This is a genomic window from Streptomyces sp. NPDC048291, assembly GCF_043201715.1.
In the GTDB taxonomy this organism is placed as follows: domain Bacteria; phylum Actinomycetota; class Actinomycetes; order Streptomycetales; family Streptomycetaceae; genus Streptomyces.
The window spans coordinates 118256-132494 of sequence record NZ_JBICZC010000011.1 but is presented as its reverse complement, the minus strand read 5'-3'; the positions used below and the strand labels follow the sequence as shown (position 1 = coordinate 132494).

Below are 14239 nucleotides of genomic sequence, written 5' to 3'. Positions count from 1 at the left end.
TCAGCGCCCGTCGGTGAAGGTCTCCCCCCGCTCCGCCTTCTCGACCAGCAGCGCGGGCGGGGTGAACCGCTCGCCGTAGGTCTCGGCGAGTTCACGCGCGCGGGCCACGAAGCCGGGGAGGCCGGCACCCGCCCCGCCGTAGGCGTCGTAGCCGTTGATGTACTGGAGGACGCCGCCGGTCCAGCCGGGGAAGCCGATGCCGAAGAGCGAGCCGATGTTGGCGTCGGCGACCGAGGTGAGGACGCCCTCCTCGACGAGGCGGACGGTGTCGAGGGCCTCGGAGAAGAGCATCCGCTCCTGCATGTCCCGGAACGGGATCTCGTGGCCGGGCTGGGTGCTGTGCCTGCCCGGGGGGCGACCCCCGGAACCCCCGAAATGCTCGCGCAGGCCGGGCCACAGGGCACCGCGGCTGCCGTCCTCGGCGTAGTCGTAGAAGCCCGCTCCTCCGCTGCGGCCGGGGCGGCCGAACTCGTCGACCATGCGGTCGATGACCGCCTCCGCGGGGTGCGCGGTCCAGGTGCCGCCGGCCTCCTCGACGGCCAGCCGGGACTCGCGGCGGATCTTCTGCGGCAGGGTGAGGGTCAGCTCGTCCATCAGGGAGAGCACCTTGGCCGGGTAGCCGGCCTGGGCCGCCGCCTGCTCGACCGACGCGGGCTCGATGCCCTCGCCGACCATGGCGACGCCCTCGTTGATGAAGTGGCCGATCACCCGCGAGGTGAAGAAGCCGCGCGAGTCGTTGACGACGATCGGCGTCTTGTTGATCTGCCGGACCAGGTCGAAGGCGCGGGCGAGGGCCTCGTCGCCGGTGCGCTCGCCCTTGATGATCTCGACGAGCGGCATCTTGTCGACGGGCGAGAAGAAGTGCAGCCCGATGAAGTCGGCCTGGCGCTCGACGCCCTCGGCGAGGGCGGTGATGGGGAGCGTGGAGGTGTTGGAGCAGAGCAGGGCGTCGGGGGCGACGACGGACTCGATCTCCTGGAAGACCTTGTGCTTGAGGGCGGTGTCCTCGAAGACGGCCTCGATGACGGCGTCGCAGCCGGCCAGGTCCTGCGGGTCCCCGGTGGGCGTGATGCGGGCGAGCAGCGCGTCGGCCTTCTCCTGGCTGGTGCGGCCCTTGGCGACGGCCTTGGCGCAGAGCTTCTCGGAGTAGGCCTTGCCCTTCTGCGCGGCCTCGGCGGAGACGTCCTTGAGGACGACGTCGATGCCCGCGCGGGCGCACGAGTAGGCGATGCCCGCGCCCATCATGCCCGCGCCGAGGACGGCGACCCTGGTGACCTTGCGGGGCTCGACGCCCTTGGGGCGGTTGGCGCCGGAGTTGACGGCCTGGAGGTCGAAGAAGAACGCCTGGATCATGTTCTTCGAGGTCTGCCCGGCCGCCAGCTCCACGAAGTAGCGGGCCTCGATGACCTGGGCGGTCTCGAAGTCGACCTGGCTGCCCTCGACGGCGGCGGCGAGGATGCGGCGCGGCGCCGGGTAGGGGGCGTTGTTGGTCTGCTTGCGCAGGCTGGCCGGGAACGCGGGCAGGTTGGCCGCGAACTTGGGGTTGGCGGGCGTGCCGCCGGGGATCCGGTAGCCCGGCTTGTCCCAGGGCTGCTGCGACTCGGGGTTGGCGTCGATGAACGCGCGGGCCTTGGCCAGCAGGTCCTCCGGCGACTCGGCCACCTCGTGGATCAGGCCGTTCTGCAGCGCGCGCGTGGCGTTGTACTGGGTGCCCTGGAGGAGGACCTTCAGCAGCGCGTCGGCGATGCCGAGCAGGCGGACCGTGCGGACGACCCCGCCGCCGCCCGGGAGCAGGCCGAGGGTGACCTCGGGGCAGCCGATCTTGGTGCCGGGGGTGTCGAGGGCGACCCGGTGGTGGCAGGCGAGGGCGAGCTCGAAGCCGCCGCCCAGGGCCGCGCCGTTGATGGCGGCGACCACCGGCTTGCCGAGGGTCTCGATGCGGCGCAGGTTGCGCTTGATGGCGAGGCCGCCGTCGAAGAGGTCCCGGGCGGTCTCGGGGGTGACCCGGATGAGGTCGCGCAGGTCGCCGCCGGCGAAGAAGGTCTTCTTGGCGGAGGTGAAGATGACGCCCCGGATCGAGTCCTTCTCGGCCTCCAGGCGGTCGGCGATCACGGCGATCGACTCGACGAAGGCCGCGTTCATGGTGTTCGCGGACTGGTTCGGGTCGTCGAGGACGAGGGTGACGACGCCGGTGTCGTCCTGTTCCCAGCGGATGGTGGTGCTCTCGGTCATGGCTCGTGTCTCCGTGAGGTCTCTTGGTTCCGCGGGGATGTCAGACGCGCTCGACGATGGTCGCGATGCCCATGCCGCCGCCCACGCACAGGGTGGCGAGGCCGTAGCGCTTGTCCTGGCGCTCCAGTTCGTCGACGAGCGAGCCGAGGATCATCGCGCCGGTCGCGCCGAGCGGGTGGCCGAGCGCGATGGCGCCGCCGTTGACGTTGACCTTGTCCAGGGACAGGCCCATGTCCTTCACGAAGCGCAGCACGACCGCCGCGAACGCCTCGTTGATCTCGACGAGGTCGATGTCGTCGATGGTGAGGCCGGCCTTGGCGAGGGCCTTGCGGGTGGCGGGGGCGGGACCGGTGAGCATGATGGTCGGCTCGGAGCCGGAGACGGCGGCCGAGACGATCCGCGCGCGCGGGGTGAGGCCGTAGCGCTCGCCGATCTCCTTGGTGCCGATGGCGACCAGGGAGGCGCCGTCCACGATGCCGGAGGAGTTGCCCGCGTGGTGGACGTGGTCGATCTTCTCGACCCAGTGGTACTTCTGCAGCGCGACCGCGTCGAACCCGCCCAGCTCGCCGATGTCGGCGAAGGAGGGCTTGAGCTTGGCGAGGGAGTCGGCGGTGGTGCCGGGGCGCAGGTGCTCGTCGTGGTCGAGGACGGTGAGGCCAGCGCGGTCCTTCACGGGGACCACGGAACGCTCGAAACGGCCCTCCTTGACGGCCGTCGCCGCGCGCTCCTGGGAGAGCGCGGCGTACTCGTCGACGTCCCGGCGGGAGAAGCCCTCGATGGTGGCGATCAGGTCGGCGCCGATGCCCTGCGGCACGAAGTTGACGGCCAGGTTGGTCATCGGGTCGTTGAACCAGGCGCCGCCGTCCGAGGCCATCGGCACCCGGGACATCGACTCGACGCCGCCGGCGAGGACGAGGTCCTCGAAGCCCGAGCGGACCTTCGCGGCGGCCATGTTGACCGCTTCCAGACCGGACGCACAGAAGCGGTTCTCCTGGACGCCGGCGACCGTGTCCGGCAGTCCGGCGGCGAGCGCGGCGATCCGCGCGATGTCGGAGCCCTGGTCGCCGACCGGGCCGACGACGCCGAGCACGACGTCGTCGACGGCGGCCGGGTCGAGGCCGGGGAAGCGGTCGCGGATCTCGTGGATGAGTCCGACGACCAGGTCGATGGGCTTCGTGCCGTGCAGGGCGCCGTTCGCCTTGCCGCGGCCGCGCGGGGTGCGGATCGCGTCGTACACGTACGCTTCGGTGCTCACTGACAAGCCTTTCAACGAGGGTTTGTGCGCGGTGGGGGTCGGCGGGGGCTCAGAGCCAGTTCTTGACGGTCTCGATCAGACGGGCCGGGTCCGGGCCGACCGGGGTGATGTCCAGCACGGTCACGCCCGCCTCGCGGTAGGCGGCGATGCGGTCGCGGACGTATCCCTCCGGGCCGCACAGGGATATGAGCTCGCAGAACTCGTCGGGGACGGCCGCCTCGGCCTCCTTCTTGCGGCCGGCGAGGTACAGCTCCTGGATGAGCCGGGCCTCCTTCTCGTAGCCGTAGGCGACGGCGAGGTCGTTGTAGAAGTTCTTGCCGGGTGCGCCCATGCCGCCGACGTACAGGGCGATCCTGGGGCGGACCTGGTCGCGGACGGCGACCGCGTCCTCGCCGATGGCGAGCAGCCCGCCGGCGACGATCTGCAGCGGTCCGAGGGCCGGGTCGCGGCGGGCGGCGCCCTCCGCCAAGGGGGTGCCCCAGACCTGGTGGGCCTTCTCGGGGACGAACAGGGTGGGCAGCCAGCCGTCGGCGATCTCGGCGGTCATCCGGACGTTGGCGGGGCCCAGCGAGGCCACGTAGAGCGGGACGTCGGGGCGGACGGGCTTGGTGAGGATCTTCAGGGGCTTGCCGAGGCCGCCGGGGCGGGGCATGTCCGTGATGCCGTGGTGGTCGATGACCTCGCGGCGCAGGATCCGCCGGGTCAGCTCGATCGTCTCGCGGGTACGGCCGAGGGGCTTGTCGTACGCCTTCCCGTGCCAGCCCTCGACGACCTGCGGGCCGGAGGCGCCGAGCCCGATGATCGCGCGCCCGCCGGAGACCGCGTCGAGGCCGGCGGCCGTCTGGGCGATCAGGGCGGGGGTGCGGGAGTAGACGTTGAGGATCGCGGAGCCGATCTTCATCCGTTCGGTGCGGGCGGCCAGGTAGCCCATGAGCGTGGGCGAGTCGAAGCCGTAGGCCTCCGCGACCCAGACCGTGTCGAGGCCCGCCGACTCCAGCGCGGCGGCCCGGTCCGCCGCCGCGCGCGGGTCGCCCGCGTAGTCGAGGAAGGTCGAAAGCTCCATCAGGTGCCGTCCTTGTCGTTTTCGTCGCGGTCGTCGAGGAGTGCCGGTACGTCCCAGTCACCGGCCACCGTGGCGGTGTCGGCGCCGGGCCTGGCGGGCGGGGTGCGCACGGTCGTGGGGGTCGCGGAGAAGCGCGGGGCGGGGGCCGGCTGGGTGATGCCGCCGTGGTCGGTGAAGGTGGCGCGGGCGGCCAGGTGGGGGTGGTGCGGGGCCTCGCGGAGGGAGAGGACGGGGGCCACGCAGGCGTCGGAGCCCTCGAAGACCGCGGTCCACTCGTCCCGGGTACGGGCCTTGAAGCGGGCGGCGACACGTTCGCGCAGCTCGCCCCAGCGGGTCCAGTCCTTGCGGGCGTCGGCCAGGTCGTCCACGCCGCCGAGCAGCCGGAGGAACTCCGCGTAGAACTGGGGCTCCAGGGCGCCGACCGCCATGTGGCCGCCGTCGGCGGTCGCGTAGGTGCCGTAGTACGGGCAGCCGCCGTCCAGCAGGTTGGCCCCGCGCCGGTCCTGCCAGCCGCCCGCGGCGACCATGCCGTGGATCATCGCGGCGAGGTGCGCGGTGCCGTCCACGATGGCGGCGTCCACGACCTGGCCGGTGCCGGTCGCGCGCGCGTGGTGCAGTGCGGCCAGGACGCCGACGACGAGGTAGAGCGAGCCGCCCGCGTAGTCGCCGAGCAGGTTGGCGGGGACGGCCGGGGGCTCGTCGGGGCGGCCGATCATGCCGAGGGTTCCGGTGAGGGCGATGTAGGCGATGTCGTGGCCCGCGCGGTGCGCGAGGGGCCCCTCCTGGCCCCAGCCGGTCATCCGGCCGTAGACCAGACGGGGGTTGCGGGCGTGGCACTCCCCGGGGCCGATGCCGAGCCGCTCGGCGACGCCGGGGCGGTAGCCCTCGACCAGGATGTCGGCGCGCTCGACGAGGTCGAGGACGCGGGCGGGGCCGTCGGGGGACTTCAGGTCGACCAGCACCGAGCGCTTGTTGCGGTTGGTGACGTCGTACGCCGGGTCGATCGCGAGCCCCTGGCCGCCGGGCCGGTCGACGCGGACCACGTCGGCGCCCAGGTCGGCGAGGAGCATGGCGGCGAACGGGCCGGGGCCGATACCGGCCAGCTCGACCACGCGCACGCCGGAGAGCGGGCCGTGTCCTGGCGTCCCTGCCGTGGTCATGCCGCCCCCAGTCATGTGACACAACTGATGTAACACCAATGATGCTAAGAACAGGTTCCACTGGGCACAAGAGCGGAAGAGCAAGCGCTTAGTCAAGATACCCGGTGGGGGTGCGTCCGCACTCCTCACGCTAGCCTCAGCCACCGACAACGGCACGGGTTGCAGGACCGAGAGGTGTCATGAGCAGGCTGAAGACGACGGACCGTCCCTACGACCTGGTGCTCTTCGGGGCCACCGGTTTCGTCGGCGAACTCACCGCCGAGTACCTCGCCGCGCACGCGCCCGCGGGCCTGCGCTGGGCGGTCGCCGCCCGGGACGAGCGCAAGCTGCAGGCCCTGCGCGAAAGGCTGCCGGGCGGCGCGGCGGTCGGGCTGCTGCGCGCCGACGTCGCGGAACCGGACACGGTCCGCGCCCTCGCCGGGCACGCGCGCGTGGTGGCCACGACGGTCGGCCCCTACGGCCGCTACGGCGCGGACCTGGTCGCGGCCTGCGCGGACACCGGCGCCGACTACCTGGACCTGTGCGGCGAGCCGGAGTTCGTGGACCTGACGTACGTCCGGCACGACGCACGCGCGCGTGAGACGGGCGCCCGCCTGGTGCACGCGTGCGGCTTCGACTCGGTCCCGCACGACCTGGGCGCGTACTTCACGGTCCGGCAGCTGCCGGAGGGCGTGCCGCTGACCGTGGACGGGTTCGTGACCGCCGACGCGACCTTCTCCGGCGGCACCTTCGCCTCCGCGCTTGACCAGTTCGCGCGCCCCCGGCAGATGCTCGCCGCGGCGCGGGACCGCGCCCGGTACGAACCCCGCCTGCTGAGCCGCCGGACCGGCGCGCCGACGGGTGCCCCGCGGTTCGCGTCCGAGATCGGCGCCTGGGCGCTGCCGCTGCCCACCATCGACCCCCAGATCGTGCGGCGTTCGGCGAAGGCCCTGGACCGCTACGGCCCGGACTTCCGCTACCGGCACTACGCGGCCGTCAGGCACCTGCCGATGGCGCTCGGCGGGATGGCGGCCGTCGGCGCGGTCGCCGCGGCGGCCCAGCTGCCGCCCGCCCGGCGCTGGCTGTCGGACCGGCTCAGGCCCGGGGACGGACCGGACGCGGAGAAGCGGGCCCGCAGCTGGTTCACCGTCCGCTTCGTCGGCGAGGGCGGCGGACGGCGGGTCTTCACGGAGGTCTCCGGCGGGGATCCCGGCTACGGCGAGACGGCGAAGATGTTCGCCGAGGCCGCGCTCGCCCTCGCCCTCGACGACCTGCCGCCGACGGCCGGCCAGGTCACCACCGCGCAGGCGATGGGCGACGCGCTGACCGAGCGGCTGCGGGCGGCCGGCATCGGCTTCCGGGTGGCGGCGACCCGCTGAACCCCGGGGACTCCGGGACCCGGGGACCCTAGGTCCCCTAGGTCCCTAGGACTGCCACTGGATCACGGTGTAGAGCATCCCGGCCACCCACCCGGACCCCGCCACCACGGCGAGGACCAGCGCGGCCGTCACCGTGCGCTCGACGGGCTGGGCGGAGGCGGCGACGGACTCGGAGGCACGGTGTGTGGTCATGCCGACAGCCTGCCGCCGGACTGTAACAACGGCATCCGTACTCGTACTCAGAATCGCTACTCAGGCCTGGGCTTCACGCAGCGCTCTGCGGCACAGGGCGTCCGCGCGGCGGGTGGTCTCCGGCAGGCGGTACTCCGGGGTGAGCGCGAGCGTGTGGGCGCAGGCGTTGTCGAGGCTCACCCGGTGGCCGACGGAGACGAACACCGGCTTGACGGCGTCCCGGGTGCGCAGGGCGCGGCCGACCTCCTCGGCACCGGCGAGGAGCGGCGCGTGGCTGCCGCGCGGGGCCTCCGGGTCGTCGTACGCGAAGATGAAGGGGTTCTTGGCGACGCCGACGGTGGGCAGGCCGGTGAGGACGCCCAGATGGCTGGCGAGGCCGAAGCGGCGCGGGTGGGCGAGGCCGTAGCCGTCGCAGACGACCAGGCCCGGCGGGCAGGGCAGGGCGTCCAGGGCGGCCCGTACGGTCGGGATCTCACGGAAGGCGAGCAGTCCCGGCACGTACGGGAAGGAGACCCGGCCGACGGCTGTCGCCTCCACGACCACCTCCAGGGTCGCCGCGTCCAGGACGACGGCCGCCGCTGCGACCAGGTCGCGCTCGTCGTCGTAGGCCACGTCGACGCCGGTGACCCGCCCGGTGCCGGGTGCCGGGCCCGGTTCGTCGAGGACCACCCGCCCGCGCAGTTCGTCCTGTACGGCCAGGGCCTGTTCCTCGGTCGCGGGCCAGCCCGCTGGTACGCGTACGGTCGTCGTCATGGTGGGCACGAGCGTACGGCGTGCCACGCGCGCGTGCGGTGACGGGGCGCCGGGTCACGCGTCGCCTCCGGCTTCCAGCGGGACCGCTACCGCGCGGTCCGGACGTTCCGTGCGGCGCACCGTCCTCAGGCAGGGCAGGACCGTGTGGATCACCACGTGCACGACGGTGATCGCGAACAGCGTGTCGCGGATGCCGAAGCCGTCGACCGCGCCGCCGACGGCCGCGTACCCGAGCGGCGCGAACGCGAGGGAGCCCAGCCAGTCGTAGGAACTGACCCGCGCGATGACGTCGGAGGGCACGCGTTCCTGAAGCGCCGTCTCCCACAGGGTGTCGGCGGCGTTGAGCCCGCCGGACGCCACCGCGGCACACACCAGCAGGACGGCCAGCCCGGCCCCCGACCACAGAGCGACCAGGAACGGCACGTCGAGCAGGAGCAGCGCGGCGGCGAGGGTCAGCGGGCCGCGCGGTCTCCAGCGCAGCAGCGGGAACCCCGCGGCGAGGGCTCCCACGGCGCGCGCGGTGAGCACGGCGGCCCAGCCGGTCACCCCGACGGTGGATTCGGCGACCTGGGGCCCGATGACGTAGATCGTGGGCAGTACGGTCGCCTGGTAGACGGCGAAGCTGGCCACCATCATCCAGATCCACGGCCGCGAGGTGAACGTGTGCCAGCCCTCGGCCACGTCGCGCAGGAGCCGCGCGTGCGGCCGACGGGTCCGCAGTCCGGCGGGCAGCCCGGCCATGGCCACCGCGGCGACGGCGAAGCTGGCGGCGTCCACGGCGAGTGCCCAGCCCGCCCCGGCGACGGCGACCAGTACTCCCGCGCAGGGCGGTCCGATGATGCCGAATGCGTTCCTGGCCACCCTCATCAGGGAGTTGGCCTGCTGCAGCCGGTCCTCGGGGGCGATGTCGGGGACCGCGCCGGTGGTGGCCGGCAGCGCGAAGGCCGCGGCGCAGCCGTAGACGATCTGGAGCAGTGCCAGGTGCCAGACCCGCCCGGTGCCGGAGAGCAGCAGGACGGCGGCGACACTCTGGCAGAGGGCCATGCAGACGTCGGTGCCCAGGAGCACCTTCCGGCGTTCCAGGCGGTCACCCGCGACCCCGCCCAGCAGCACGAACACGATCTTGGGCAGGACCGCCGCGCCGAGCACGAGACCCACGTCCCCGGCGTCGCCGCCGATGCCGAACACCGCGAAGGGCAGCGCCACCTGGGTCATGGTGGTGCCCAGCTCCGACACCGAACGGCCCACGAAGTAGCGGCGGAAGGCGGGCTGCCGCAGCACCGCCAGGTCCTGCGCCACCGTCATGAGCCGTCCTCCACGGGCTCCACGGTCACGGCAGCCTCCGTGGCCACGGCGGCCTGCACGGTCACGGCGGCCTCGACGGCCAGCCGGACCCGGTCGATCTTCCCGGCCGCCGTACGCGGCAGCGCCGGGCGTTCGACGATCCTGGCCGGGCGGGAGACGGCGGGGAGCCGTTCGGCGAGCCAGCCGCGCAGCTCCCGCCGGGACACCGCGGCGGACGAGAACACCACATGGGCGACGATGTGCGTGTGCGCCGGGCGGTCCGTGTCGCCGAGCAGAGCGGCGGCTTCGACGATGTCCGGATGCTCCTCCAAGGCGGCTTCCACCGCGCCCAGTTCGACGCGGTGACCGCGGAGCTTCACCTGGGTGTCGGTGCGGCCGAGGAACTCCAGCACGCCGTCCGGGCGCAGCCGGGCCCGGTCGCCGGTGCGGTAGCAGCGCCGCGGTCCGTCCGGGGTGTCGAGCCGTGGGAACCGCTCCGCGGTGGCCTCGGGCGCGTCGAGGTAGCCGTCCGCGAGGCCCTGTCCGTACAGCGTGACCTCTCCTTCGCCGGGCGGGTCGAGGAACATGCCGGAGCCGGGCAGCGGTGTGCCCAGGCCGATGGAGCCGGGGGCACGGACGCGGTCGGCGCTGGCCCAGATGGTGGCCTCGGTGGGACCGTACAGATTCCAGAGCCGGGCGCAGCGGGGCAGCAGCTGTTCGCCGAGCGACGCCGTGAGAGCCTCGCCGCCGCACCACAGGCGGCTGTCCGGCAGGCCTTTCCATCCCCAGGCCAGCAGCAGCCGCCAGAAGCTGGGGGTGCCCTGGACGACGTCGGGTCGCCGCTGTTCGGCGAAGTCGGCGAACGCCGCGGGGTCGATCCGGGCCTCGGGGGGCGCGACGTCCACGCGCGCCCCGAGGGTGAGCGGCAGCAGTATCTCCGCCATGACGATGTCGAACGACAGGGCGGTCACGGCCGCCATCGACTCCCCCGCGCCCAGCCCCGGCCGGGCGGCCAGTCCGCGCAGCCGGTCCGTCAGGGCGGTGTGCGGGACGAGGACTCCCTTGGGTTCTCCGGTCGATCCGGAGGTGTACATCACGTAGGCGATGTCCGCCAGATCCGGCGCCCGGGACGGCAGTGCGGCCTCGGGCGGGCCGTGGACCGTCAGGTCGGCCCCGCCCGGCACGGCCTCGCGCAGGAGGCAGCCGGGAGCGGCGTGGCGCAGCACCCGCTCGCGGCGGCGCGGCGGATCGTTCGCACCGAGGGGCAGTACGGCGCACCCGGCACGGGCCGTCGCCAGTACGGCGACCGCGGCGGCGGTGTGCCCGGTCGCGTCGAGGGCGACCAGGGAACCGGGAGGGCAGGCCGCCCGGAGCAGGCCGGCCGTGTGCTCGGCGCGGTCGGTCAGCTCCCGGTAGGTGATGTCCCGGTCGGCGGAGCGCATGGCGGTGGCCTCGGGGGCGCTGCGCGCCTGGCCGAGCACGGCGTCCCAGACGGTGGCGCGTGGCGGTCGTGTCACGGTTGCCCGGCGTTCCGTGCTCCGGCGCGGTCCGCGAGGGTCCGGGCCAGGCCCTCGGGGGTGGGTTCGCGGACGACGTCGATGAGCCGCAGGCTGAGGCCGCTGCGCTCGGTGAGTCCCGCGATCAGCTGGAGGGCCAGCACGGAGTTGCCGCCCACGTCGAAGAAGTTGTCGTCGACTGCGATGTCGTCCGCCTCGACGATCTCACCGAACAGGTGCGCAACCTGATGAGGTGTCATGTGCTGGTCCTTGTCGTCGCGATCCGTGTCCACCAGATGTCGTCCCGCAGTGCCCGGCCCGCGGAGTCGTCGTACGCGAAGCGTTCCCCGAGCAGTGCCACGGCGTCGGCGAGCCGGGCACGCAGTGCGTCGTGGTCGTCCGCGCCGATCCAGACCGTCGCGACGGTGCCGGCCGCTCCCGCGCGCCAGTCCACCGGCCGGCCCACGCCGGCGACCTGGTCCACCGCCAGTACGCCGGGCAGCCGGGCGAGTTCGCGGCGGGTGGGCGCCGCGGTGATCCGGGCCGCCCCGGGCGGTGCCGGGAAGAGGAGCACCAGGACCGCCCGGTGCCAGGTCGTGCCGAGGTCCACGGGGCGGGACAGGACCGCGTCGAGGGCGGTCCTGGCGAGGTCCGTGCCGGTGCCGTAGCGGACCAGGCGGGTGATGTAACCGCCCAGCCTGCCGTTGACCTCGACGATGTCCGGGTGCCCCGCCCGGGGCTTGGCCTCGACGTGGTAGGCGCCGTCCGGCGTGTCCAGCGCCCGCAGCGCGCGCGTCGCGCAGGCGGTGACCGCGGCCTGGTCCTGCGGGTCCAGGCTGGTCGGCAGGACCAGTCCGGTCTCGCGGCAGGGGCGTTCGGGCAGCAGCCGGTCCGTGACGAACGCGGCCTCGGTCCGCCCTCCGGTCACGAACAGTTCCACGGAGACGTAGTCGGCCAGATGCGGAGCGGGCGCCGGGCCGCCGGTGACGTACTGCTCGGCGAACATTCCGGTGGGCAGGACGACGCCGTCCGCCGTCCTGGTGGCGGTCTCGCGCAGGAACCGGTCAAGGTCCGGTTCGTCGTGGATCAGCCAGACGTCCCGGCCGGAGACGCCGTCGGCGGGCTTGACGACGAAGGGCCGGCCCGCCTGCGCGGCGAAGCGGCGCAGCGACGCCTCGTCACGGAGGGCGGCGGAGCGCACCCGCGACACCCCGGCACCGTGCAGTACCCGGCGCTGGAGGTCCTTGCGGCCCCAGAGCCCCGGGGTGCCGGAGAGCAGGGCGGCGAGCGGGCACAGACCGTCCACGAAGGTGGTGACCGCGTCGGCTCCGGCGACGGCCCGGCGGCAGGCGTCCAGGTCGGTGAAGTCCACGCGCACGGTGGGCGCCAGAGCCTCGGCGACCATGGCCAGCCCGTCGTGGACGGCACCGGAGTCGACCACGAACCGCACCCGCACGGTGTCCTCGGCCGCGCCGGCGATCTGTACGGGCGTCAGCGAGCCGGACTCCCCCAGCAGCACGGCAAGGAGCGCGTCCGGGGCGTCCTCGCGGGGGACCCCGGACGCGGGGTCAGGGGCGTTCATCGGCGAGCCTCTTGGTGTCCGCCGCGCTCAGCACGCCTCCGTACACGTCGTGCAGGACCGCGCCCCGGGACTTCTTCGGCACCTCGGCCGACAGCCCGGCGCGGATCGAGTCCAGCCCGTGGGCGCGGGCGTACGCCCAGGGCTGGTGGAAGAGCAGGGCGAGGTAGACGGCGATACGGTCCGGGCCCTCCTGCCCGGTCAGGCCGATCTCGTAGAGCTCCAGCTCGCGCCGCCGCACCAGGGCGGACAGTACGCCCCGCGCGGTGCCCGCCGACGCGGTGAGGACGATCACCCGGACCGGTTCGCACAGTGCCCACTGTTCGTGCCGCAGCTCGACGAACTCGGGACGGTCCGGGCTTCCCTTGGCGGTGTTGTGCCGGGCGATCAGGTCGGCCGCGTCGTCACCGGCGTCCGCCCACCCCCGCACCCCGGTGCGTACCCCGGCGGCGGCGATGAGTCGGCGGTCGCGGCGCAGCACTCCGCGCACCCGGGACACCGCGCGTTCCTCCCGGTCGGGTGCACCGGCCTCGGGGAAGCGGGCCTCCCGGCCCAGCCCGGTCCATACGGCCCGGTCGCGGCAGGCGTGCGCGAGCAGCCGCCGGGCGGGGCCGAAGACGTAGGGGAAGGCCAGGCACTGGTCGGCCTCGGCGGCCGTTCCGGCGAGCCGGACCAGGACGCTGCGGAGCACCTGTTCGCTGCCCGGCGTCGGGGCGAGGTGCAGCGCGGACCGGAGGTCGGCGCAGCCGCCGACGAACAGGCACCGGTCGGAGGTGAGGTCGTCCGGGACCGTCCCGGCCGGGAGCCCCCACCGGCGTGGGTCGTACGCGGGATCCGGCCAGCCGGCGCCGAGCCTGGTGTAGGCGGGTACGGCGGCCAGCAGGCGACCGGCTTCGCGCCGCACCGCGTACCGCACCCGCCAGCGGCGGTCCGACTCGCGCTGCCGGAGCCGGTGGTGGCAGCCGGCCGCGCCGGCGCTGTCGTCCAGAGCGTCGAACTCCTCGGGCCGCAGCCCCCTGATGGTCTCCATCAGGCTGGTGGTCACGGTTCGCCGTTCCCTTCCGGTGCCGGTGCGGTCAGGACGGTCACGGGCAGTTCCGCCGCTTCCAGCAGCTCCTCCCCGGTGACCGGCAGCCGCACGACGCCCGCCTGCCGGCTCTGCGGCCACGGCAGGCCGAGCGGGTCGTCCCGGCCGCCGACCAACCGGGCGGCCGTCGTGGGGACCGGTCCGGTTCGTACGTCGTGGGCGACGGCGAGCTGGAAGGCGAGCCAGGCCCGGTAGCGGTCGAGCAGGTCCCGTACGAGAGCCCTGCCTTCGGGCGTACCGAGTCCCCGGCGTTCGGCTGCGGTGCTCGTCTGCGCCTCCAGGGCGGACATCATGTGCTCCAGTACGGCCTCGGGTTCCCCGCCCTGGTGGACGGGGTGCGCGAGGGGAGGCCGGGCACCGTCCGACCACTGGGCGCTGAAGGACTCCCAGTCCTCCCACGCCCTGGCCTCCGTGGGCCAGCTGGGCTGTACCAGGACGGTGGGGCACGGCGCTCCGGACGGTCCGCCGAGCCGTTCCGCCACCCGCAACGCGAGGGCGGCCGCACTGCAGTAGCCGACGACCAGTGGGGGCCGGCCGCCGGGGGCGGCGGAGTCGAGGCACAGCTTCGCGTACCCGTCGGCCAGTGCGGGCAGACCGGGGCAGCCGGGGATCCGGGTCAGGTCGCCGACCGGATCGGCCCGGAAGACCGGCCGGCCGCCCGGTGCCGTCAGCACCGAGCCCAGCGGCCGGGCGGCCGTGAACTGCAGGAAGTCGACCACCAGGACGGGTGTACCGGAACCGTCGGCCAGCTGTTCCAGCGTCTGCTTCATCGCGGTCTCC

General features: G+C 73.9%; 13 protein-coding genes. 1 reads left to right on the top strand and 12 read right to left on the bottom strand.

Annotated elements, in window-relative coordinates:
* Genes ACGF5O_RS29015 through ACGF5O_RS29000 form a run of 4 tightly spaced genes read right to left on the bottom strand, consistent with a single transcriptional unit; the run spans nt 1 to nt 5710 of the window.
* Entirely contained in the window at nt 1-2232 is a 2232-nt protein-coding gene (locus ACGF5O_RS29015; RefSeq protein WP_393812827.1) for a 3-hydroxyacyl-CoA dehydrogenase NAD-binding domain-containing protein, read from the bottom strand.
* A gap of 40 nt (nt 2233-2272) precedes the next feature.
* On the bottom strand, nt 2273-3487 hold the full coding sequence (locus ACGF5O_RS29010) for an acetyl-CoA C-acetyltransferase (protein ID WP_393812826.1): 1215 nt from the start codon (nt 3485-3487) through the stop codon (nt 2273-2275).
* Nucleotides 3488-3536: 49 nt separating this feature from the next.
* Entirely contained in the window at nt 3537-4550 is a 1014-nt protein-coding gene (locus tag ACGF5O_RS29005) for an LLM class F420-dependent oxidoreductase (protein ID WP_393812825.1), read from the bottom strand.
* A complete protein-coding gene (locus ACGF5O_RS29000; protein WP_393812824.1) occupies nt 4550-5710 on the bottom strand; it encodes a CaiB/BaiF CoA transferase family protein in 1161 nt (386 codons plus the stop codon). Before ACGF5O_RS29000 ends, ACGF5O_RS29005 begins: the two co-directional genes overlap by 1 nt.
* A gap of 179 nt (nt 5711-5889) precedes the next feature.
* Here ACGF5O_RS29000 and ACGF5O_RS28995 point away from each other — a divergent pair, with 179 nt between their 5' ends.
* The gene (locus tag ACGF5O_RS28995) at nt 5890-7068 is read left to right on the top strand and encodes a saccharopine dehydrogenase family protein (protein ID WP_393812823.1); all 1179 of its coding nucleotides are present in this window, start codon (nt 5890-5892) and stop codon (nt 7066-7068) included.
* A 45-nt stretch (nt 7069-7113) separates the two neighbouring features.
* Here ACGF5O_RS28995 and mmpA read toward each other — a convergent pair whose 3' ends face one another.
* The 8 genes from mmpA to ACGF5O_RS28955 are packed head-to-tail and all read right to left on the bottom strand — an operon-like array spanning nt 7114 to nt 14229.
* Nucleotides 7114-7260 (bottom strand): morphogenic membrane protein MmpA, encoded by a 147-nt coding sequence (gene mmpA, locus ACGF5O_RS28990; RefSeq protein ID WP_393812822.1) that lies wholly within the window; start codon nt 7258-7260, stop codon nt 7114-7116.
* Between the two features lie 60 nt (nt 7261-7320).
* Nucleotides 7321-8013 carry an endonuclease V gene (locus tag ACGF5O_RS28985; RefSeq protein WP_393812821.1) on the bottom strand — a complete coding sequence of 231 codons (693 nt, stop codon included), beginning with the start codon at nt 8011-8013 and terminating at the stop codon, nt 7321-7323.
* Between the two features lie 54 nt (nt 8014-8067).
* Nucleotides 8068-9318 (bottom strand): MFS transporter, encoded by a 1251-nt coding sequence (locus tag ACGF5O_RS28980; RefSeq protein WP_393812820.1) that lies wholly within the window; start codon nt 9316-9318, stop codon nt 8068-8070.
* Entirely contained in the window at nt 9315-10814 is a 1500-nt protein-coding gene (locus ACGF5O_RS28975) for an amino acid adenylation domain-containing protein (RefSeq protein ID WP_393812819.1), read from the bottom strand. The genes ACGF5O_RS28980 and ACGF5O_RS28975 overlap by 4 nt, the downstream gene beginning before the upstream one ends.
* A complete protein-coding gene (locus ACGF5O_RS28970) occupies nt 10811-11053 on the bottom strand; it encodes a phosphopantetheine-binding protein (RefSeq protein WP_393812818.1) in 243 nt (80 codons plus the stop codon). The genes ACGF5O_RS28975 and ACGF5O_RS28970 overlap by 4 nt, the downstream gene beginning before the upstream one ends.
* Nucleotides 11050-12375, bottom strand: a complete 1326-nt coding sequence (locus ACGF5O_RS28965; protein WP_393812817.1) for an acetyl-CoA carboxylase biotin carboxylase subunit family protein — start codon at nt 12373-12375, stop codon at nt 11050-11052. The genes ACGF5O_RS28970 and ACGF5O_RS28965 overlap by 4 nt, the downstream gene beginning before the upstream one ends.
* A complete protein-coding gene (locus tag ACGF5O_RS28960) occupies nt 12362-13417 on the bottom strand; it encodes a hypothetical protein (RefSeq protein ID WP_393812816.1) in 1056 nt (351 codons plus the stop codon). Before ACGF5O_RS28960 ends, ACGF5O_RS28965 begins: the two co-directional genes overlap by 14 nt.
* A complete protein-coding gene (locus tag ACGF5O_RS28955; protein WP_393812815.1) occupies nt 13414-14229 on the bottom strand; it encodes a hypothetical protein in 816 nt (271 codons plus the stop codon). The genes ACGF5O_RS28960 and ACGF5O_RS28955 overlap by 4 nt, the downstream gene beginning before the upstream one ends.
* Nucleotides 14230-14239 lie beyond the last annotated feature (10 nt).

Coding starts and splice junctions, on each gene's coding strand:
- ACGF5O_RS29015 (WP_393812827.1), bottom strand. CDS start 2,232: ATGACCGAGAGCACCACCATCCGCTGGGAACAGGACGACACCGGCGTC.
- ACGF5O_RS29005 (WP_393812825.1), bottom strand. CDS start 4,550: ATGGAGCTTTCGACCTTCCTCGACTACGCGGGCGACCCGCGCGCGGCG.
- ACGF5O_RS29000 (WP_393812824.1), bottom strand. CDS start 5,710: ATGACCACGGCAGGGACGCCAGGACACGGCCCGCTCTCCGGCGTGCGC.
- ACGF5O_RS28995 (WP_393812823.1), top strand. CDS start 5,890: ATGAGCAGGCTGAAGACGACGGACCGTCCCTACGACCTGGTGCTCTTC.
- mmpA (WP_393812822.1), bottom strand. CDS start 7,260: ATGACCACACACCGTGCCTCCGAGTCCGTCGCCGCCTCCGCCCAGCCC.
- ACGF5O_RS28985 (WP_393812821.1), bottom strand. CDS start 8,013: ATGACGACGACCGTACGCGTACCAGCGGGCTGGCCCGCGACCGAGGAA.
- ACGF5O_RS28980 (WP_393812820.1), bottom strand. CDS start 9,318: ATGACGGTGGCGCAGGACCTGGCGGTGCTGCGGCAGCCCGCCTTCCGC.
- ACGF5O_RS28970 (WP_393812818.1), bottom strand. CDS start 11,053: ATGACACCTCATCAGGTTGCGCACCTGTTCGGTGAGATCGTCGAGGCG.
- ACGF5O_RS28965 (WP_393812817.1), bottom strand. CDS start 12,375: ATGAACGCCCCTGACCCCGCGTCCGGGGTCCCCCGCGAGGACGCCCCG.
- ACGF5O_RS28955 (WP_393812815.1), bottom strand. CDS start 14,229: ATGAAGCAGACGCTGGAACAGCTGGCCGACGGTTCCGGTACACCCGTC.